21 protein-coding genes are annotated in these 19,772 nt (G+C 72.2%); 12 read left to right on the top strand and 9 right to left on the bottom strand.

The features are described 5' to 3' along the window. Positions 1–28: 28 nt before the first annotated feature. Both ACFYUV_RS27160 and ACFYUV_RS27165 read right to left on the bottom strand, forming a co-directional pair. Complete coding sequence (locus ACFYUV_RS27160; RefSeq protein ID WP_387672449.1) at positions 29–1,273, bottom strand: glycoside hydrolase family 18 protein; 1,245 nt, start codon at positions 1,271–1,273, stop codon at positions 29–31. Between the two features lie 63 nt (positions 1,274–1,336). Then, a complete protein-coding gene (locus ACFYUV_RS27165) occupies positions 1,337–2,542 on the bottom strand; it encodes a styrene monooxygenase/indole monooxygenase family protein (protein ID WP_387672452.1) in 1,206 nt (401 codons plus the stop codon). Between the two features lie 55 nt (positions 2,543–2,597). On the opposite strand from ACFYUV_RS27165, the gene hemW reads away from it, so the two are divergent. Beyond that, on the top strand, positions 2,598–3,815 hold the full coding sequence (gene hemW / locus ACFYUV_RS27170; protein ID WP_387672455.1) for a radical SAM family heme chaperone HemW: 1,218 nt from the start codon (positions 2,598–2,600) through the stop codon (positions 3,813–3,815). Here the strand turns inward: hemW and ACFYUV_RS27175 are convergent. The 3 genes from ACFYUV_RS27175 to ACFYUV_RS27185 are packed head-to-tail and all read right to left on the bottom strand — an operon-like array spanning position 3,808 to position 6,148. Further along, a complete protein-coding gene (locus ACFYUV_RS27175) occupies positions 3,808–4,497 on the bottom strand; it encodes a DUF4870 domain-containing protein (RefSeq protein ID WP_387672458.1) in 690 nt (229 codons plus the stop codon). The two genes, hemW and ACFYUV_RS27175, sit on opposite strands and share 8 nt — an antisense overlap. Further along, positions 4,494–5,303 (bottom strand): DUF3097 domain-containing protein, encoded by an 810-nt coding sequence (locus ACFYUV_RS27180; protein ID WP_387672461.1) that lies wholly within the window; start codon positions 5,301–5,303, stop codon positions 4,494–4,496. Before ACFYUV_RS27180 ends, ACFYUV_RS27175 begins: the two co-directional genes overlap by 4 nt. 17 nt (positions 5,304–5,320) lie before the next feature. Continuing rightward, the gene (locus tag ACFYUV_RS27185; RefSeq protein ID WP_387672464.1) at positions 5,321–6,148 is read right to left on the bottom strand and encodes a hypothetical protein; all 828 of its coding nucleotides are present in this window, start codon (positions 6,146–6,148) and stop codon (positions 5,321–5,323) included. 156 nt (positions 6,149–6,304) lie between these two features. On the opposite strand from ACFYUV_RS27185, the gene hrcA reads away from it, so the two are divergent. Genes hrcA through ACFYUV_RS27200 form a run of 3 tightly spaced genes read left to right on the top strand, consistent with a single transcriptional unit; the run spans position 6,305 to position 9,207 of the window. Beyond that, entirely contained in the window at positions 6,305–7,318 is a 1,014-nt protein-coding gene (gene hrcA / locus ACFYUV_RS27190) for a heat-inducible transcriptional repressor HrcA (RefSeq protein WP_387672467.1), read from the top strand. Between the two features lie 11 nt (positions 7,319–7,329). Beyond that, positions 7,330–8,472 carry a molecular chaperone DnaJ gene (gene dnaJ / locus ACFYUV_RS27195; protein ID WP_352324081.1) on the top strand — a complete coding sequence of 381 codons (1,143 nt, stop codon included), beginning with the start codon at positions 7,330–7,332 and terminating at the stop codon, positions 8,470–8,472. Between the two features lie 9 nt (positions 8,473–8,481). Further along, entirely contained in the window at positions 8,482–9,207 is a 726-nt protein-coding gene (locus ACFYUV_RS27200; RefSeq protein ID WP_387672470.1) for a 16S rRNA (uracil(1498)-N(3))-methyltransferase, read from the top strand. A gap of 7 nt (positions 9,208–9,214) precedes the next feature. On the opposite strand, the gene ACFYUV_RS27205 is transcribed toward ACFYUV_RS27200, so the two are convergent. Beyond that, a complete protein-coding gene (locus tag ACFYUV_RS27205) occupies positions 9,215–9,841 on the bottom strand; it encodes a hypothetical protein (RefSeq protein ID WP_387672473.1) in 627 nt (208 codons plus the stop codon). Next, positions 9,838–10,350, bottom strand: a complete 513-nt coding sequence (locus ACFYUV_RS27210; protein ID WP_049573205.1) for a SigE family RNA polymerase sigma factor — start codon at positions 10,348–10,350, stop codon at positions 9,838–9,840. The genes ACFYUV_RS27205 and ACFYUV_RS27210 overlap by 4 nt, the downstream gene beginning before the upstream one ends. A gap of 279 nt (positions 10,351–10,629) precedes the next feature. Between ACFYUV_RS27210 and ACFYUV_RS27215 the strand changes: the two genes are divergently transcribed. The 8 genes from ACFYUV_RS27215 (at position 10,630) to era (ending at position 16,561) form a co-directional block, all read left to right on the top strand. Continuing rightward, entirely contained in the window at positions 10,630–10,974 is a 345-nt protein-coding gene (locus ACFYUV_RS27215; RefSeq protein WP_358292033.1) for a histidine triad nucleotide-binding protein, read from the top strand. 90 nt (positions 10,975–11,064) lie between these two features. Continuing rightward, positions 11,065–12,102, top strand: coding sequence for a PhoH family protein (locus ACFYUV_RS27220; RefSeq protein ID WP_352352470.1), 1,038 nt, complete (start codon positions 11,065–11,067; stop codon positions 12,100–12,102). Continuing rightward, positions 12,099–12,575 carry an rRNA maturation RNase YbeY gene (gene ybeY / locus ACFYUV_RS27225; RefSeq protein WP_352329052.1) on the top strand — a complete coding sequence of 159 codons (477 nt, stop codon included), beginning with the start codon at positions 12,099–12,101 and terminating at the stop codon, positions 12,573–12,575. The genes ACFYUV_RS27220 and ybeY overlap by 4 nt, the downstream gene beginning before the upstream one ends. Then, complete coding sequence (locus ACFYUV_RS27230; RefSeq protein WP_387672476.1) at positions 12,572–13,867, top strand: hemolysin family protein; 1,296 nt, start codon at positions 12,572–12,574, stop codon at positions 13,865–13,867. Before ybeY ends, ACFYUV_RS27230 begins: the two co-directional genes overlap by 4 nt. A gap of 307 nt (positions 13,868–14,174) precedes the next feature. Continuing rightward, on the top strand, positions 14,175–14,828 hold the full coding sequence (locus ACFYUV_RS27235; RefSeq protein ID WP_387672478.1) for a hypothetical protein: 654 nt from the start codon (positions 14,175–14,177) through the stop codon (positions 14,826–14,828). Between the two features lie 10 nt (positions 14,829–14,838). Continuing rightward, positions 14,839–15,156: a cytidine deaminase gene (locus ACFYUV_RS27240; protein WP_387672480.1), complete on the top strand. Its 318-nt coding sequence runs from the start codon at positions 14,839–14,841 to the stop codon at positions 15,154–15,156. A 7-nt stretch (positions 15,157–15,163) separates the two neighbouring features. Next, the gene (locus tag ACFYUV_RS27245) at positions 15,164–15,634 is read left to right on the top strand and encodes an NUDIX domain-containing protein (protein WP_387673233.1); all 471 of its coding nucleotides are present in this window, start codon (positions 15,164–15,166) and stop codon (positions 15,632–15,634) included. Between the two features lie 18 nt (positions 15,635–15,652). Further along, the gene (era, locus tag ACFYUV_RS27250; protein WP_387672483.1) at positions 15,653–16,561 is read left to right on the top strand and encodes a GTPase Era; all 909 of its coding nucleotides are present in this window, start codon (positions 15,653–15,655) and stop codon (positions 16,559–16,561) included. A gap of 56 nt (positions 16,562–16,617) precedes the next feature. Here the strand turns inward: era and ACFYUV_RS27255 are convergent, their stop codons facing one another. Continuing rightward, a complete protein-coding gene (locus tag ACFYUV_RS27255; protein ID WP_387672486.1) occupies positions 16,618–17,091 on the bottom strand; it encodes a hypothetical protein in 474 nt (157 codons plus the stop codon). Between the two features lie 90 nt (positions 17,092–17,181). Beyond that, the gene (locus ACFYUV_RS27260; RefSeq protein ID WP_387672489.1) at positions 17,182–19,749 is read right to left on the bottom strand and encodes a BTAD domain-containing putative transcriptional regulator; all 2,568 of its coding nucleotides are present in this window, start codon (positions 19,747–19,749) and stop codon (positions 17,182–17,184) included. Positions 19,750–19,772: the final 23 nt, after the last annotated feature.

Below are 19,772 nucleotides of genomic sequence, written 5' to 3' on the forward strand. Positions count from 1 at the left end.
AGAACCGCCCACCCGGCCGGGCGTCCGTCTAGCGCAGGACGGTGTACAGGGCCGAGGTGAGGGAGGCGCGGGCGTCGTCCTGGTCGATCGACCACATCATCGAGCCGCCCAGGCCCTTGAGCCGGATGTAGGCCGCCTTCTCCAGCAGCGACGCCGGGTCGTCGTAGGACCAGAACTCGTTGCCGTCGTAGAGCCACATCGCGCCGGTGCGCACGTCCCGGTAGCGCTTGCCGGGCTTGGCGGCCAGGTCCTTGTAGTCCTCGCTGCCCGGCCCCCACTTGCCGGCGGCCGGACCGGTCGCGGGCTGCCAGAGGCCGTCGCCGCCGCCGGTCACGCCGGTCCAGCCCTGCCCGTACGCGGGCACGCCCACGACGATCTTGCGGCCGGGCGCGCCCCGCGACAGGTAGTCGCGGACGGTCTGGTCCACGCTGTACCTGACGGGGTTGGGGTCGCGCCGGTCGTTGAACAGGTTCCCGTTGTGCCCGGTCCGCGACTCCCAGGTGCCGTGCAGGTCGTACCCCTGGACGGTGGCGAAGTCGAGCGACCGGAACACCCGGCGCACCTCGAACCCGGCGTCGATCTTCGCGGCGGCGGCCGGGAGGAAGGCGGTGAGCTGGGAGCTCGCCGAGAAGGCCCGGAGCTGGGCGCGCAGTTCCTCGACGAAGAGGGTGAAGTTGCGCCGGTCCTCGGGCCTGATCACGTTCCCGTCGTTGCCCGCCGAGCCCGGCCATTCCCAGTCCAGGTCGACGCCGTCGAACACGCCGGCGCCCGCGCCGGGCTCCAGGCCCGGCAGGTTGCCGCGCAGCCACAGGTCGACGCACGACCGGGCCAGCGCGGACCGCGACTCGGCGGTGAGCACGGCGTCGGAGAAGTACTTGGACCCGGTCCAGCCGCCGAGCGAGATCAGCACCTTGAGGCCGGGGTGCTTGGCCTTGAGCTTGCGCAGCTGGTTGAGGTTGCCGTTGAGCGCCTGGCCCGGCTGGTCGGCGACGCCGTCCACGCTCTGCTCGGCCGGCACCGGGCGCTGCCAGTCGGCCCAGGGGTCGGCCGAGTAGCAGGAGCCTTCGGCGTTGACGAAGCCGAAGGCGTAGTTGAGGTGGGTGAGCTTGGCGGCGGCGCCGCTGGCGTCCACGTCCTTGACGTGGTAGTTGCGCCCGTACACGCCCCACTGGATGAAGTAGGCGACCCGCTTGAATCCGGGATGGGCCTCGGCGGGCGCGGACACCGCCGTGAGCCCGAGTAAGAGCGAGAGTGCGAGGAGGATCTTCTTCACGGGCGCTCCTGGGGGGTGAACTTATAAGAAACTTTCCTATAAGTTGACGCGATCGTAGAACCGTCACCCCGTGCCGTCAACGACGCGCGACACCTCCTCGGCGCTGGAGAACAGCCGCCACGCCCGCGCCGGGTCGCCGAACAGCGACAGCACCAGATCGGCCACCTCCTGCCTGGTCGCGGCGGCGGCGAGCAGGGTGAGGACGTGCTCGGCCGGCGGCCGCAGGAAGGCGTTCGTCCACGCGACGACCGGCTCGGCCGCCACCCACATGCGCCGGGCCGTCTCCCGCGCGAACGCCGCGTCGTAAGGGCCGCCCGCCGCGATGGCCTCGGCCGCGATCCAGGCGCAGGCCGAGCCCAGGTTCGCGCCCTGCCCGGTGATCGGGTCGTTGGTGACCCAGGCGTCGCCGATCGCCAGCGCCACGCCGCCGCCGGGCAGCTCGGCCACCGCCTCGCGCACGACCGGCGTGATCGCGCCCTGCAGCAGGTCCTCCGGCCCGAGCAGCTCGAACGCGGCCGCATCGATCAGCTCGGCCAGGCGCGGCGCGTGCTCGGGCAGCAGGGCGAGCAAGGTCTTGCAGAACTCGTCGGCGGGCACCCGGGCCAGCACGTCGAGCGGCCCACCGGGGATCGCCTCGACCAGGACGCCGCCATGCACGCCCGACCGCGTCATCATCGCCATGCACAGGATCTCGCCGCAGCCGGGCGAGATGTTGAAGCCGAAGGCCGGCCCGGGATCGAATCCGTGGAACAGCCCGGCGGCCAGGATCCGCTGCGGCGCCCCGTACGGAGACCAGGCCGGAACCCGCGGGAACAGCCCGCGCACCGAGCGCCGCCCGGTGGCCACCACCATCAGCTCGTGGTCGCGCGACCAGTGGGCGACCTGGCCCGCGTCCGGCGGGAGGGGATCGACGACCAGCCGGCCGCCTCTGCTCGTGTAGTCGTCCATGAGCGCCGGCAGCAGCACCCGGAAGTCGACCCCGTGGAACGGCTCGGTCACGCGGCCGGTGAACTCCAGCGGCGGATCGCCCTTGATCGAGAGCCTGCCGCTGACCAGCAGGCAGCCGGGGTCGAGGAAGTGCAGGCTGCCCAGCTCACGCTCGCGGTCCTGCGCGCGGCCCATCCTGCCGACCGTGTTCGGCAGCCGCCCGCGGCCCAGGTCGGCCGCGTCGCCCTCGCTGTAGAGCGTGGTCGCGACGCCGAGCTGCTGGAGTCGCAGGGCCAGCGTCAGGCCGGAGATCCCCGCGCCCACGATTCCCACGCCGGTCATGTGCCGCCTCCTTCGATGGCTCGGAGCACACCCGTGAGCAGGCACACTGGATGACGTGCCATCCACCCTGCCCGACGGCGATCCGGCGCCCGCCTCCGGCGAGCTGCCCGACAGCGCGCTGCGCGGGCTCGGCGAGCGCCCGTTCGGCTTCTACGTGCACGTGCCCTTCTGCGTCACCCGCTGCGGCTACTGCGATTTCAACACCTACACCGCCGCCGAGCTAGGGCCCGGCGCCTCCCACCGCGACTACGCCGACACGGTCGTGGCGGAGGTGCGCCTGGCCCGGCGCGTGCTCGGCGACGCCGACCTGCCCGTGGAGACGGTGTTCTTCGGCGGCGGCACGCCCACGCTGCTGCCGCCCGAGGACCTGGCGCGCGTCCTGGCCGCGATCGACGCCGAGTTCGGGCTGCGGCCGGGGGCGGAGGTCACCACCGAGGCCAACCCCGAGTCCGTCGACCCCGCCTACCTCGACAAACTCCGTCAGGGCGGCTTCAACCGGGTCAGCTTCGGCATGCAGAGCGCGCGTGAGCACGTGCTCCAGGTGCTCGACCGCAGGCACACGCCGGGCCGTCCGGCGCGGGCCGTCCAGGAGGCGCGGGCGGCCGGGTTCGAGCACGTCAACCTCGACCTGATCTACAGCACGCCGGGGGAGTCCGACGACGACTGGCGGGCCTCGCTGGCCGCCGCGATCGAGGCCGGGCCGGACCACGTGTCGGCGTACTCGCTGATCGTGGAGGACGGCACCAGGCTCGCGGCCCGGATCCGGCGCGGCGAGCTGCCGATGCCCGACGACGACGTCGCCGCCGACCGCTACCTGATCGCCGAGGAGATGCTGGCCGAAGCCGGTTTCTCCTGGTACGAGGTGTCCAACTGGGCCACCTCCGAGCAGGCCCGCTGCCGGCACAACCTGCTCTACTGGACCGGCGGCGACTGGTGGGCCGCCGGCCCCGGCGCCCACAGCCACGTCGGCGGCACCCGCTGGTGGAACGTCAAGCACCCGGCCGCCTACGCCCAGCGCCTGGCGGCGGGCACCTCGCCCGCGCACGCGCGCGAGGTGCTCACCGGCGACGACCGGGCCGCCGAGCGGCTGATGCTGGAGCTGCGGCTGGTCTCCGGCTACCCGCTCGCCGAGGTCGCCCCCGGCGCCCGCACGTCCGTGGCGAGCGCGCTGGCGCGCGGGCTGCTGGAGCCCGAGCCGTTCAGGGCGGGCCGGATGGTGCTCACCCTCAAGGGGCGGCTGCTGGCCGACGCCCTGATCACCGAGCTCATGTGACCAGGCGGATGGCGAACGGGTAGCGGTAGTTCTCGCCCCGGTTGGTGGCGATGGCCGCCTGGACGTGGAAGATCAGCGACACGATCCAGATGATCGGGAACAGCAGCAGGCCGACCAGCACGATCGACAGCACCATCGCCACCGCGTAGCCGATGAACATCGTGATCTGGAAGTTCAGCGCCTCGGCCGCCTGGTCCCTGACATAGGGGGACTCGTCCTTCTTCATCAGGTAGATGACCAGCGGGCCGATCCACGAGACCAGCAGGCCGAGCAGGTGGGCGAGCATGGCCATCGTGGTGTCGTCGCTGCCGCGGCGCGGGCCGAACCGGCCGGGCACGTACGGCCCGGCGGGGTAGCCGTAACCCGGCTGCTGCCCGTAGCCCGGAGCCTGGCCGTGGCCGGGGGGCTGGCCGTAGCCGGGCGGCGGGGGCACGTAGGGGGGCGGCGTGGGGATGGGGCCGGGCTGCGGACCGGGCCGGCTCGGCGGCTGCCGCCCGTAGTCGGGCTGGGAGCCCGGCTGCTGCCCGTAGCCGAGCTGAGGGCCCGAGCCCTGGTCGCGGGGCACGTCAGACGGCGGCACGTCAGAAGGCGGCACGTCAGAAGGCGGCACGTCGTAAGGCGGGACGTCAGAGGGCGGGACGTCCGGGGTGGAGTCGTCGGGGGGTGGCGGGGCCTGGCTCATGATGCCTCCGTAACGAAGTCGATCAGTTCCTCGACCCGGCCGAGCAGCTCCGGCTCCAGGTCGGCATAGGACGAGACGGCGCCCAGAATGCGCCGCCAGGCGTCCGCGGGCTCCATGCGCCAGCCCAGTGCGGCGAGCACGCCCTCCTTCCACGGCACCCCGCGCGGCACGTCGGGCCAGCCCGGGATGCGCAGCACGGACGGTTTGACCGCCTGCCAGATGTCGATGTACGGATGACCCACGACGAGCACGTGCGGCGAGGTGATCCGGGCCGCGATCCGGCTCTCCTTCGACCCCGGCACCAGATGGTCGACCAGCACGCCCAGCCTGCGGCCCGGCTCGGGGGCGAACTCGGCCACGATGGCGGGCAGGTCGTCGACGCCCTCCAGGTACTCGACCACGACCCCCTCGACCCGCAGGTCGTGGCCCCAGATCTTCTCCACGAGCGCGGCGTCGTGCACGCCCTCGACGTAGATCCGGCTCTCCTTGGCGACCCGGGCCCGCAGCCCCTCCACGGCGATGGACCCGGACGCGCTGCGCCTGGGCCCCGCCGGGGCCGCGGCCGCCGGGCGCACCAGCGTCACGGGCCTGCCCTCCAGCAGGAACGCGGCCGGCGCCAGCGGGAACAGGCGGCGTCTGCCGAACCGGTCCTCCAGCGTGACGGCCTCCTTGTCGCAGGCCACCACGGCGCCGCAGAAGCCGCTGTCGGCGTCCTCCACGACCAGGTCGAGTTCGGCGGGCACCTTCGGGATCTTGCCCTTGCCCGGCCGCCGCCAATTGCCCGCCAGCACATCGCCCTCGTACACACGGGGACCGTAGCAAATCACCCGCTGACCGCAAGGCGCTTACGCGCGCCGCTGCGCCGTACGAGGACGACGACGGTTCCGATGATGCCGATGAGCAGCCCGGCGCCGGGGAACAGGAACAGCGCCGCCACCCCGCCGAACAGGCCGCCCGCCGCGGACAGCACGTCACGGCCCACGCCGAAGCGGGCCGACGACTCCTCCTGCGTGGCGCAGGTCAGCTGGTAGTCGCCCTTGGCGGGGGCGTTGACCGCGAGGATCTCCTGCCAGGTGGTGCCGCCGGCGCTGAGCGTCTGGGTGCCGGAGACCTTGACCAGCCTGGCCTGGGCCGGGCCGCCGGAGATCTCGCACTGGTAGTTGACCCGCGTGTCGGTGGCGATGTAGACGGCCGGGCGCTTGGCGGGGTCGATCGCGACCTTCACGCTTTCGCCCGACGCGAACGTGCTCGTGGGGGCCATGTCCGAGACGCTGCTCAGCACGCCGCCGGCGAACACGACCACGCCCACGACGCCGAGCACGACGGCCACGGCCCACACGACGGCGATCCACCACAGGCGCGGCTTGATCGCCTTGCCGTCGATCCTGGCCGGGAACTGCGGCTGGCCGCCGTACTGGTTGTGGGGGCCGTACTGGTCGGGGTGGGCGTACTGGTTCTGCTGGCCGTACTGGTTCTGCTGGTCGTACTGGGGCGGGGGGCCGTACTGGGCGGGCGGCTGTTGCTGCTGGTAGGGCGGCTGGCCGTGCTGCTGGGGCTGGTACGGAGGCTGGGCGTACTGGTTCGGCTGACCGTAGTAGGGACCCTGCCCCTGGGGCGGTCCGTACTGCGGGGGCTGGGAATTGTCGGTCATGCGGCAAGTGTGAGGCCTGTCGCTTGTAAGTCGCTAGCAACAGGATGGGACCTGGTGTTATCGCACCTTGTGGGCGAGAGCCGTACACTTGGCACTCGGGAACACGGAGTGCTAGACCTGTCGTTTCCCTGTTAGGCAGAGGCAGGAGGTGAGCACGTGCTCGACGAACGGAAGCTGGCGGTGCTCCGCGCCATTGTCGAAGACTACGTGTCCACCAACGAACCGGTGGGCTCCAAGGCGCTGGCGGAGCGCCACAACCTCAAGGTCTCCCCGGCAACGGTCAGGAACGACATGGCCGCTCTGGAGGAGGACGGGTACATCACCCAGCCGCACACCAGCGCGGGCCGCGTGCCGACGGACAAGGGCTACCGCCTGTTCGTCGACCGGCTCTCGCAGGTCAAGCCCCTGTCGGGGGCCGAGCGGCGGGCGATCGAGACCTTCCTCGCCGGCGCGGTCGACCTCGACGACGTGGTCTTCCGCACCGTGCGGCTGCTCGCGCAGCTCACCAGGCAGGTCGCGGTCGTGCAGTACCCGACGCTGACCCGTTCCACGGTCAGGCACGTCGAGCTGGTCCCGCTCAACGAGCGGCGGGTCATGCTCGTGCTGATCACCAACACCGGGCGCGTCGAGCAGCGCGTGATCGAGCTGCCCGAGGTGGTGGAGGACGACCGCATCGCCCATCTGCGCGCGGTGCTCAACTCCTGCCTCGACGGCTGCGGGCTGAGCAACGTCCCCGAGCTGGTCGCCGACCTTCCCGAGCGGCTGCCCGCCGAGGACCGGCCCGCCGTGGCCACGATCCTGTCGGTGCTGCTCGAAACCCTCGTCGAACGCCATGACGAGAAGATCGTGTTCGCCGGCGCGGCCAATCTCGCGGGCGCCGACTTCTCCACCGGCCTGCGCGACGTGCTGGAGGCGCTGGAGGAGCAGGTCGTGCTCATGCGGTTGCTCGGCGAGACATCCACAGACACCCCGTCCGCGCTCACCGTGCGCATCGGCTCGGAAAACCCCTACCTTCGCGGCACGTCCATCGTCGCAACCGGATACGGTTCTGGCGACAACCAACTGGCCCGGCTCGGCGTGCTGGGTCCCACGAGGATGGACTACCCCGTGACGATGGGCGCCGTACGCGCGGTGGCACGCTACGTCAGCCAGATCCTGGCTGCATCTTAAGAGGTCGATAAGTGGCAAACAGCGACTACTACGCCACCCTCGGGGTGCGCCGTGACGCCAGTCAGGACGAGATCAAGAAGGCCTACCGCCGCCTCGCCCGCGAGCTGCACCCCGACGTGAACCCCGATCCTGAGACCCAGGAGCGGTTCAAGGAGATCACGCAGGCCTACGAGGTGCTGTCCGACCCGAACAAGCGCCAGATGTACGACCTGGGCGGCGACCCCTTCGGTGGCGGCGCGGGTGCGGGCGCGGGCGCCGGCGGCTTCGGCGCGGGCTTCCCCTTCAGCGACATCATGGACGCCTTCTTCGGCACCGCGGGCGGCACCCGCGGGCCGCGCTCGCGCGCCAGGAGGGGCCGCAACGCCACCATCCGGGTCGAGCTCGACCTGCGCGAGACGGCGTTCGGCACCACCCGCGAGCTGGTCGTGGACACCGCCGTGCTGTGCGAGGTGTGCCACGGCGCCGGCGCGGCCCCCGGCACCCATCCCGACACCTGTGACATGTGCAACGGGCGCGGCGAGATCTCCCAGGTCACCCGCTCGTTCCTGGGCCAGGTCATGACCTCGCGGCCGTGCCCCCAGTGCGGCGGCTTCGGCAGCATCATCCGCCACCCCTGCCAGGAGTGCTCGGGCGACGGCCGGGTGCGCACCCGCCGTACGATCAAGGTCCGCATCCCCGCGGGCGTCGAGGACGGCACCCACATCCAGCTCGCCGGCGAGGGCGAGGTCGGCCCCGGCGGCGGCCCGCCCGGAGACCTGTTCCTGGAGATCGTCGAACGCGCGCACGAGATCTTCGAGCGGCGCGGCGACGACCTCCACTGCACGGTCCAGATCCCGATGACGGCCGCCGCGCTCGGCACCATCCTCGCGGTCGAGACGCTCGACGGCTCCGAAGAGATCGACGTGCGCCCCGGCACCCAGTCCGGCCAGGTCATCACCATGTACGGGCGCGGCGTGCAGCGGCTCAACGAGTCCGGCAGGGGCGACCTGCTCATCCACGTCAACGTCGAGACCCCGATGCGGCTCGACCAGACGCAGGAGGACCTGCTGCGCGAGCTGTCCAGGCTGCGCGGCGAGGAGCGGCCGCCGGGAAAGTTCGCCCCGGGGCAGCAGGGTTTTTTCTCCCGCCTGCGTGACGCCTTCAACGGCAGGTGACGATCACCCGTGACCGTCCCCGTGTTCCTCGCCGAGGACCTCAACGGCGCCGAGCTCACGCTCGACGGCCCTGAGGGGCGGCACGCGGCCTCCGTGCGGCGCCTGCGCGCCGGCGAGCGGGTCGACCTGACCAACGGCGCGGGCGACGTCGCCGAGTGCGTGGTGCGCGAGGTGTTCAAGGACGCGCTCGCGCTCGACGTGCTCGCCCGCTACACCGTCGAGCCGCCCGCGCGGCGGCTGGTGGTCGTCCAGGGGCTGCCCAAGGGCGACAGGGGCGAGCTGGCCGTCGAGATGATGACCGAGGTGGGGGTCGACGTGATCGTGCCCTGGGCCGCCTCGCGCAGCATCACGCAGTGGAAGGGCGACAAGATCGCCAAGGCGCTGGGCCGGTGGCGTGCCACGGCCCGCGAGGCCGGCAAGCAGGCGCGCCGGTTCCACCTGCCGCAGGTGGCCGAGCTCGCCTCCACCGCCCAGGTCGAGGGGCTGCTGGCCGACGCGGCGCTGGGGCTCGTGCTGCACGAGGAGGCCGCCGAGCCGCTGTCTAAGGTGGCGCTGCCGCCCGGCGGCGACATCGTCGTCGTCGTGGGGCCGGAGGGCGGGGTCTCGGAGGAGGAGCTGCGCAGGTTCGCCGCGGCCAAGGCGGTGCCCGTGCTGCTCGGGCCCACCGTGCTGCGCACCTCCACGGCGGGGGTGGCGGCGGCGGCCGTGCTGCTCGCGCGTACCGGGCGCTGGTGATCCCAGCTCAGGGTGTCGTGTGCGGCACGTCCACCAGCGGGCTGCTCAGGTCGCTCGGGCCGGTGGGCAGGTCGTCCGGCGGGCACTCGTCGGAGGGGCACGACGTCGGCGAGTCGGTCGTCTCCGGCGGGGTCGGCGTGGGGGTCGGCGTGATCTCGGGGCACTCCTGGTCGCCGACGGGCTCGCCGCTCGGGCAGGGCGTCGAGGACGGCGTCGGCGACGGCGTGGGCTGCCTGGTCGACCTGGCCGTCTCCGAGGGCCGGTGGGTCTCGCTGTGGCTCGGCGGCACGACCACCGCGGGCGGCGGCTCGGCGCTGTGACTGTCGCGCCTGGGCGGCGTGGACAGCCTGGTGGAGGAGTTGCCGGGGGTGGTGGTCGAGTTGTCCACCACCTTGACGGGCGTCTCGAAGATCTGGGAGCGCAGCCCGGGAACGACCATCACGATCGTCCCCGCCACCAGCACGGCGCTGACCGCCGCCGCGCCCGCACGCCACCAGAACAGGTTACGGACGCCGCGCCGCTCGATGCGGGCGCGGATGATCTGCAGTCCTTCCGGCGAGGGCACGACCGCGTCCGCCTCCGCGCGGAGCGCACGGCGCAGGACGTCGCCGTACTCGTCGGGGGGCTGGGTCATGACATCTTCTCCAGGACGGACCGCAACGCGGCCATTCCACGGGCGGTGTGGCTCTTGACCGCGCCCTTGCTGATGCCCATGGCGTGGGCGATCTCAGCTTCGGACAGATCTCCGTAATAACGCAGAACCAGTGCTTCTCTCTGTCGGGTCGGCAGGGCGCGTAACGCCTCGATGACGGCGGAGCGTTCCAGCTCGCCGATCGCGCCGTTCTCGGCGCTCGGGGCGTCCGGCAGGCCCTTGGGGGCGTACTTCTCGACGACCGCGCGGTGACGCAGCACGGAACGGGACCGGTTGACGACAGACTGACGCAGGTAAGCGAGTGCTTTGTCGGGATCGCGCAGTCTGCGCCAGGCGCCGTGAATGGCGACGAACGCGTCCTGCACGACTTCCTCGGCGGTTGCCATGTCACGCACCAGCAACACCGCGAGACGCACCAATGACCGGAAGTGCGCGCTGTAGAGCGCGGTCACGGCCATGTCGGCATCCCACCCGACCGGCACCGCCCCCATCGACCTGTCGGCCAGAAGGGTTTCGGTGGTCACATCAGTGGGACGCGCGGCCTTCCCAGAGGGTTTACTCTCTTCCGGTTCTGAAGGTTTCCCCGGTTCCTTAGGGTGCATTACCCAGTCGTGTTCCTCGCCAGGTGGCGCTCGCCCGACCCTGAATCAACTTTTTTGCTCTGAAGTGTCGCACACTCACCCTAACCGCGCGGATCTTCGGGCGCACGACACCACGGATTACCGATTCGCAACGGACTGCCGAACGGTCGCTCTCGATAGGGTACTGCCGTGAGCGACTGCCTCTTCTGCAAAATCGTGGCCAAGGAAATTCCGGCCGACGTCGTCTACGAGAACGCCAGGGCGCTGGCGTTCCGCGACATCAATCCGCAGGCCCCGACGCACGTGCTGGTCATCCCGCGCGCGCACCACCCCGACGCGGCCTCCATGGCCGCCGCCGACGACGGGCTCGCCGACGACGTGCTCAAGGCCGCGCACGCCGTCGCCGTCCAGGACGGCGTGGCCGAGGGGGGCTACCGGATCGTCTTCAACACCGGGCCCGGCGCCGGCCAGACCGTCTTCCACGTGCACGCCCATGTTCTCGGAGGGCGTGACCTCACGTGGCCGCCCGGCTGATATTGACGCGAGCAATCAGCCTGGTGCCGGATACGATGGGCGGAGAAGAACACCGAACAGACCGGGAGGCATCAGGCCGCTGGCCTGCCCATGTCCGAACTACATGAATCCCGACGCACGGCACCTCCCTCGCGCACTCAAGCCAAGGTGCTGATTCCGGACGAATACCCGATGGTCAGCCTCCTCGGCTCCCGTGACGAGCTGCTTCGCGTCATCGAGGGCGCCTTCAGGGCCGACATCCACGTGCGGGGCAACGAGATCACCGTCACCGGCAGCCCCGACGAGAGCGGCGCGGTCGTGCGCCTGTTCGAGGAGCTGGTCGAGGTGCTGCGCAGCGGGGGCGAGCTCACGCCCGACGCGGTCGAGCGGAGCATCGCCATGCTGCGCATGACCTCCGACCGTCCGGCCGAGGTGCTCTCGCTCGACATCCTGTCCTCCCGCGGCCGCACGATCAGGCCGAAGACCGTCAACCAGAAGCGGTACGTCGACGCGATCGACCAGCACACGATCGTGTTCGGCATCGGGCCCGCGGGCACCGGCAAGACGTACCTGGCGATGGCCAAGGCCGTGCGCGCGCTGCAGGAGAAGCGGGTCAACCGCATCATCCTGACCAGGCCGGCGGTCGAGGCGGGCGAGCGGCTCGGCTTCCTGCCCGGCACCCTCTACGAGAAGATCGACCCCTATCTGCGGCCGCTCTACGACGCGCTGCACGACATGGTCGACCCCGACTCGATCCCGAAGCTGATGGCCGCGGGCACGATCGAGGTCGCGCCGCTGGCGTACATGCGCGGCCGTACCCTCAACGACGCCTTCATCATCCTCGACGAGGCCCAGAACTCCTCGGCCGAGCAGATGAAGATGTTCCTGACCCGGCTGGGGTTCAACTCCAAGATCGTGGTGACCGGCGACGTGACCCAGGTCGACCTGCCCTCGGGCACGGTGAGCGGGCTGCGGGTCGTCCAGGACATCCTGGAGGGCATCCCCGACATCCACTTCGCCCGCCTGTCCAGCGCCGACGTGGTGCGCCACAAGCTGGTGAGCGACATCGTCGACGCCTACGGGCGCTACGACGCCACCCAGGCCGCCCAGGAGCCGAAGGCCATCCACCGGGGGAAACGACGCCCGTGAGCATCGAGATCAACAACGAGTCCGGCGTCGGCGTCGACGAGGAGAACCTCGTCGCGCTGGCCACCCACGTGCTCGGCGAGATGGGCATCAACCCGCTCGCCGAGCTGTCCATCGTGGTGGTCGACGAAGACGCCATGTCCGAGCTGCACGAGAAGTGGATGGGCGAGCCCGGCCCGACCGACGTGCTGGCCTTCCCGATGGACGAGCTGCGTCCCGGCGGCGGCGCGCGCGGCGACGGCGAGAGCCCGGCCGACCCGGCGCTGCTCGGCGACGTCGTGCTCTGCCCGCAGGTCGCGGCCAGGCAGGCCAAGGAGGCCGGGCACAGCGCCCAGGCCGAGCTGGAGCTGCTGTGCACCCACGGCATCCTGCACCTGCTCGGCTACGACCACGCCGAGCCCGAGGAGCACAAGGAGATGTTCGGGCTGCAGGCCCAGATGCTCGAGTCCTGGCAGGAGGTGCGCGACTCGCGGTGAACGCCTGGTTGCTGTGGGCCATCGCCCTTGTGATCATCGGTGGCCTGATCGCCAGTGCGGAAACGGCACTGACGCGCATCTCCCGGGTGCGCGCGGAGGAGTTCGTGCGCGAGGGCCGGCGCGGGGCCGATCGGCTCCAGGCCATCGTCACCGACCCGCCCCGCTACCTCAACCTGCTCCTGCTGCTGCGCCTGAGCTGCGAGCTGGTGGCGACGGTCATCGCCACGCTGCTGTTCATCGACCTCATGCACGACCAGGGCTGGGCCTACGTGGCCGCCGCGGCCGTCATGATCGTGGTCAGCTACGTCGTCGTCGGGGTCATGCCGCGGACGCTGGGGCGCCAGCACGCCGAGCCGGTCGCGCTGGCCGGGGCGCCGATCGTCTACGGCCTGACCCGCATCTTCGGCCCGCTGCCCAAGCTGCTCATCCTGCTCGGCAACGCCCTGACCCCCGGCAAGGGCTTCCGCGACGGCCCCTTCACCTCCGAGGCCGAGCTGCGCGACCTGGTCGACCTGGCCGAGGAGCGCCGGGTGATCGAGCCGGACGAGCGCGAGATGATCCACTCGGTCTTCGAGCTGGGCGACACGCTGGTCCGCGAGGTCATGGTGCCCCGCACCGACATGGTCTACATCGAGCGCGGCAAGACGATCAGCCAGGCGCTGTCGCTCGCGCTGCGCAGCGGCTTCTCCCGCATCCCGGTCGTGGGCGAGAACGAGGACGACGTCATCGGCATCGCCTACCTCAAGGACATCGCCCGCAAGATCCACGAGTCGGGCGAGGGCGGCGGCAAGGAGACGGTCGAGTCGATCATGCGGCGGGCCGCGTACGTGCCGGAGAGCAAGCCCATCGACCAGCTCATGCGCGAGATGCAGGCCCGGCAGATCCACATCGCGATCGTCATCGACGAGTACGGCGGCACCGCCGGCCTGGTCACCATCGAAGACGTCCTGGAGGAGATCGTCGGCGAGATCACCGACGAGTACGACCAGGAGGCCCCGCGCGTGGAGACCATGTCCGAGGGCGCGCTGCGGGTGACCGCCCGCATGCCGGTCGACGAGCTGGGCGAGCTGTTCGACACCGAGATCGAGGTCGACGACGTCGAGACCGTCGGCGGCCTGCTGGCCCACGCGCTCGGCCGGGTGCCGATCGCCGGGTCGCAGGCGGAGGTGGCCGGGCTGGAGCTGACGGCCGAGAGCCTGGCCGGGCGGCGCAACCGCATCAGCACGGTCGTCGTCCGCCGGGTCGCGCCGTCCACGGAGGACGACGTCCAGGCCGCCGCCGACCGTGACTGACCACTTTGCGGGGAGATGTCGCAAGCGTTCTACAAGTCGTCTGCAAGCGGGGTCCGGCAGTCTCATACCTGACACCCGGTGCGGTGGGTGTCACGAGGAAGCGTCCGAACGCCGGGTGGGGTTCGCGGCCGGAGGGCGCTCCTGGGGGGACGACGGCGTTCCGGCCAGCTAGCCGGCCAGGACGTCGATCGGCGTAAAGGGTGTTCTCGTCTGGAAACCGGGCGAGGGCACCCTTTTTGCGTTTGGTGGAACCTCTGCGGAGATTGCCGCATTCGTCGCCGGGGGAGGCTGCGGTCCAGGGGGAATCATGAAAGCGCGGATCATCGTGTACGGGCTGCTGGCCGCGACCCTGGCGGGCTGCGCGGGCAGCGGCGGCGGGGCGGACGGGAAGGTGGCGGCCGTCGTCGACGCCCAGGCCATGGCCCAGCTCCGTGAGGTGCTCACCAGGCGGCCGAGCCTGCCGGACGGCTTCGCGCAACGGCCCGAGCAGGCCTGGCGGGTGCCGTTCGGCCGGGTGGACCAGGCGTGCCGGGCCGCGCTCGACGTGGCGGCCGGGCACGCGCCCGAGGAGGGGCTCACCGGCCAGGCGGCGGTCAGCTACCAGGGGGACGGCCTGGGCGAGCGGGCGGCCGTCGGCCTGGCCAGGTACGCCGGCGACGAGGCCGAGGCGCGCTTCGACGACCTCAGCGACGCCCTGGAGTCGTGCAGGGAGATCCGGACGTCGGGCGGCACCGCCCTGCGGGCCCGCAGGCTGGACGTCGGCGACGCCGCCCGCTCCGGGGACGAGGCCGCCGCGGCACGGCTGCGCGGACGGCTGAACGGCTACCCGTACGCCCTCGACGTCGTGCTGTCGCGGGACGGCGACACGCTGGTGTCGGTCGTGCACGCGGGCATGAGCGACGTCGACCGGGACCGGACGAGGAAGCTGGTCGCCGCCCTGCTGTCGATGTCCACGGCCTAACCTGGTTCCCGTGACTCTCGATCCTGAAGACAGCAAGATCATCACCCTGGCGCGGGCGGTCAGGGCGCGCAACGAGGCCGCCGAGGGCGCCGCCGTGCGCGACGAGACCGGCCGCACGTACTCGGCGACCGGCGTCGCGTTGTCGTCGCTGAGGCTGTCGGCCGTGCAGGTCGCGGTGGCCATGGCGGTCTCCGGCGGCGCGCGCTCGCTGGAGGCGGTCGCGCTGGTGACGGCGGGCGAGCCGGACCCGGCCGACGAGGCGGTCGCGGCCGAGCTGGGCGTCAAGGCCCTGCTCGTGGCCGGTCCCGACGGCACGCTGAGGTCCTGACGTGGCCATGTCGCCGTTCCTGGCCCGGCTGCGCGCCAAGATCGGCAACGACCTGCTCATGCTGCCGTCGGTCAACGGGTGCGTCTTCGACCGCGCCGGGCGGGTGCTGATGGCCCGGCACGGCGACGACGGCCTGTGGGCCACCCCCGGCGGCGGCGTCGACCCCGGCGAGCGCCCGCAGGACGCGGTGGTCAGGGAGCTGCGCGAAGAGCTGGCCATCGAGGTCGAGGTGCGCGGGCTGGTCGGCGTCTACGGCGGCCCCGAGTACCGCACGGTCTACCCCAACGGCCACGAGGTGGCGTACGTCATCGCCATGTACGCCTGCACCCTCGCCTCCGGCACGCCGACCCCCGACGGCGAGGAGATCAACGACTACCGGTGGGTGACCGAGCACGAGGCCGGCGGCCTGACGACGCCGGCCTGGACACCCCTGGCGCTGCCCGACGCGTTCGCCTGGTGGCGTGAACATGGCAGCTGATAAGCGACAATGCACAATGTGACTTCGCCAGACAATCATCGCGCCGGATTCGCCTGCTTCGTGGGAAGGCCGAACGTCGGCAAGTCCACATTGATGAACGCCCTGGTCGGCGCCAAGGTGGCGATCACCTCGTCCAAGCCGCAGACGACCAGGCGGGTCATCAGGGGCATCGTGCACCGCCCCGACGCCCAGATCGTCATCGTGGACACGCCGGGCCTGCACCGGCCGCGCACCCTCCTCGGCGAGCGGCTGGACAGCCTGGTGCTGTCCACGCTCACCGAGGTCGACGTGATCGGCTTCTGCGTGCCGGCCAACGAGCCGATCGGCAAGGGCGACCGCTTCATCGCCGACAAGCTGGCGGCGGTGAAGAAGACGCCGGTGGTCGCCGTGGTGACCAAGTGCGACCTGGCGAGCCGGGAGCAGGTCGCCCAGCAGCTGCTCGCGGTGTCGCAGGTGGCCGAGTTCGCGGCGGTCGTGCCGGTGTCGGCGCAGTCGGGCGAGCAGCTCGACGTGCTGGGCGACGTGCTGATCGAGCACCTGCCCGAGTCGCCGCCGCTGTACGAGGGCGGGCAGCTCACCGACGAGCCCGAGCAGGTGATGGTGGGCGAGCTGATCAGGGAGGCGGCCCTGGAGGGCGTCCGCGACGAGCTGCCGCACTCGATCGCCGTGGTCGTCGACGAGATGATGCCCCGCGAGGGCCGCGACGACCTGCTCGACATCTACGCCCACATGTTCGTCGAGCGGCCCTCCCAGAAGGCCATCGTCATCGGGCACAAGGGCGAGCGGCTGCGCGACGTGGGCACCAAGGCCCGCAAGCAGATCGAGGCGCTGCTCGGCACGCGGGTCTACCTCGACCTGCGGATCAGCGTGGCCAAGGACTGGCAGCGCGACCCCAAGCAACTGCGCCGCCTCGGCTTCTTCGACTGACCCCGCCGGTGACGCCGCTTCGGTGACGCCGCCGGTGATCCCGCGGGGCCGGGCGGTCAGCGTGCGCGGCGCACCAGGGCCAGCACGGACAGCACCACGATCGCGACCGAGCAGGCCAGCGCGGCGAACCAGCCGAACCTGATGACCGGCTCGACCGACAGCAGCCCGCCCAGGTCGATGGAGAGCCGGTCGCCGACGCGCTGCGGGTCGGCGACGAACATCACCAGCAGCAGCGTGGCCACCGCGCCCGGCACCACCGCCAGCGCCGCCACGCGCGGCCGGCCGCCCAGCAGGCCCGTGACGCCGAGCGCCAGCGCGGCCAGCCCGGCGAGCAGCGTGTAGAGGCCCGTGCTGACGTCGACGCCGCGCACGTCGTCGGAGACGCCGGCGCCGATCAGGTCGCTGCGGGCCTCGACGCCGGCCCAGGGCATGATCGCGGTGAGCACCAGGAGGGCGGCCGCGACGGCGACGGCCAGCGCGGCGCCGCGGCGGGCGGACGTCGTCCGGGCGGGCTTGAGGTCATCGGCCACACGATCACTGTAAGCCGCGCCCCCGGCCCCCACCACCCGACGCGACGGACTCGTCACCAAGCCGAGCAGCGGGGGCGGCGGGGGACGGGGTCAGGGTGTGGAGAGGAAGGCGCGGGCGTTGGCGGCGGCACGGCGGTCGCCGGTCTCGTCGAAGACCTCCAGGGCGGCCGCGGCCAGCTCGCGGGCGCGCCCGGCGGCCCCCTCGGCCCGGTTGACCCCGGCCAGGGCCAGCAGCGCGTACGCGTCCAGCAGGCGGTCGCCGAGCCGTACGGCGATGCCCCTGGCACGTTCGGCGGCCGACCTGGCGTCGGCCTTGGCGCCCTGCGCCAGCCGTACGGCGGCCAGGTCGAGCAGGGTGTCGGCCTGCCGATGACGGTCGCCCAGCTCCGTCAGGTGACCGACGGCCGCCAGGAGGTGGACGGCGGCCTCCTCCAGCCGGCCCGCGCGGCGCAGCACCGCGCCGAGCACGCGCTCGGCGTCGGCGGCGTCCCGCTGGTGGTCGGCCGCCTCCAGGCAAGCCAGCAGCGCCCGCTCGGCCTCCTCAAGCCGGTCCCGCTCCAGGTGCACCCGGCCCAGGCGGCGGCGGGTGTGGTTGACGTCGCGGGTGCGGCCCTGCCGCAGGAACATGCCGAGCGCCAGCCGCAGCTTCTCGTGGGCCAGGTCCCACTCGCGCTCGGCCAGGTGCAGGTCGCCCTGGCCGAGCAGGACGAGCGCCTCGCCCCGGTCGTCGCCGGCCCGCCGCGCGGACTCCAGCGCCCGCTCCGAGACCGCCCGCCAGTCGTCGAGGAACCGGTGCCGCTCCAGGTACGGCCCCAGCAGGTGCGCCAGCCGCCAGCAGGGGTCGTCGAGCCCGGCGGCGTGCAGGTCGGCCACCAGGCTCACCAGGAACGGCCGCTCGGCGTCCAGCCACTCGACCGACTCCCTGATGTCCCTCGTCGCCACGGCCGTGGCGGGGTCGCCCGACACCAGCGAGAAGCGCGAGGCCCGCACCCGGGCCAGAACGAGCTCCGACACCTCGGCCAGCACGCCCGGCAGCGGCTGCTCGCGCGCGAACAGCCGGGTCAGGTCGTGCATGCGGTAGCGGATCTGGCCGGCCGCGTCCACGCCGTGCGTCTCCAGCAGGCCGGCGTCCACCAGGGCCTCGGCGCCGCCGCCGAGCCGGTCGGTGAGCCAGTCGGCGAAGTCGGGGGCCGACAGGGCGCCGAGGCCGCGTAACGTCCGCCTGGCCGGTTCGGGCAGCCCGTCGTAGCCGATGGCGAACACGCTGCGGACCGTCTGGTCGCCCGCGTGCAGCCGGTCGAGCCGCTTGTGCTCGTCCTCAAGGAGGCCCACCAGGTAGTCCACCGTCCAGTTCGGGCGGGCCGCCAGCCTGGACGCGGCGATGCGCAGCGCGATCGGCAGGCCGCCGCAGAAGCGGGCCAGCCGGTGCAGCGCCTCGTCCGCGGGCCGTCCGGAGCCGGCCACGAGCAGGGCCAGGGCGTCCTGCTGACCGAGCACGCCGACCGACAGCCGGGTCGCGCCGGTCAGGCCGCCCAGCGACGAGCGGCTGGTCACGACCGTCGGGCAGGACGTCAGCAGCGGGCGCACCTGGGCCTCGCCGGCGGCGTTGTCCAGCAGGACCAGCAGGCGGCGGTTGGCCGTGTAGGTGCGGAACAGGCGCTCGCGCTGCTCCAGCCCGGCCGGGATGGCCTGGGCCGGGCAGCCGAGCCAGCGCAGGAAGTCCTCCAGGACGGCCGAGGGAGCCGTGGTCTCGCGCAGGTCGGCGTACAGGATGCCGTCGGGGAAGGACTCGCGGGCCCGCCAGGCGGCGTGCACGGCCAGGGCCGACTTGCCCGCGCCGGCCTGGCCGTGCACGACGACGTGGCCGCCGACCACCCGGTCGAGCAGGTCGGCGCGGCCGGTGAAGTTCGCGATGTCCGGCGGCAGCAGCACCGGGGGGCCCGCCGAGACGTGCAGCGACACGTCGTCGTGGAGCATGCGGTGGTAGAGCAGCTGCAGCTCGGGGTCGGGCTCGATCGCGTGGCCGCCGTCGAGCTGGTCGCGCAGCACCGCGTACGCGGCCAGCGCGTCGACCCGGCGGCCGCTGCGGTAGAGGGCCAGCATGTACTGGCCGCGGAAGCGCTGCCACAGCGGGTGCTGCTTGGTCAGCCGTTTCAGCTCGGCCAGCAGCTCGCGGTGGCGGCCGGCGTCGAGGTCGGCCTGGACGCGGCGCTCCAGGGCGAGCAGCCGCAGCTCCTCCAGCTCCTCGCGCAGGCGCCGGGTCTCCTCCCAGCGCTCGCCGTCGGGGTCGAGGTCCTCCAGGGCGGGGCCGCGCCACAGCGACAGCGCCTCCTCGTACGAGCCGCGGTCGACCAGTAGCCGGAACCGGTCGACGTCCAGCTGGTGGGCTCCGATCGCCAGCACGTACGAGCCGGACACGGTGGTGATCACGTCCTTGCCCAGGAGCTGGCGGAGCTGGCCCACGTACCCGCGGACGAGGGAGTCGGAGCGGTCGCCGCCCTCGCGTGGCCACAGCAGCCGGCGCAGCCGTTCCACGGTCAGCGGGCGGCCCGCGTTCAGCAGGAACATGGCCAGCAGGTCCCGGTGCTTCGGGGTCGTGGGGGTGCGATCCCGGCCGCCGTCGCGGACGTCGAGCGGCCCCATGATGCGGAATTCCACGCGGCCTTCCTTTTCGGAGGAGA

It is taken from the genome of Nonomuraea sp. NPDC003560 (genome assembly GCF_042878785.1).
Classification (GTDB): domain Bacteria; phylum Actinomycetota; class Actinomycetes; order Streptosporangiales; family Streptosporangiaceae; genus Nonomuraea.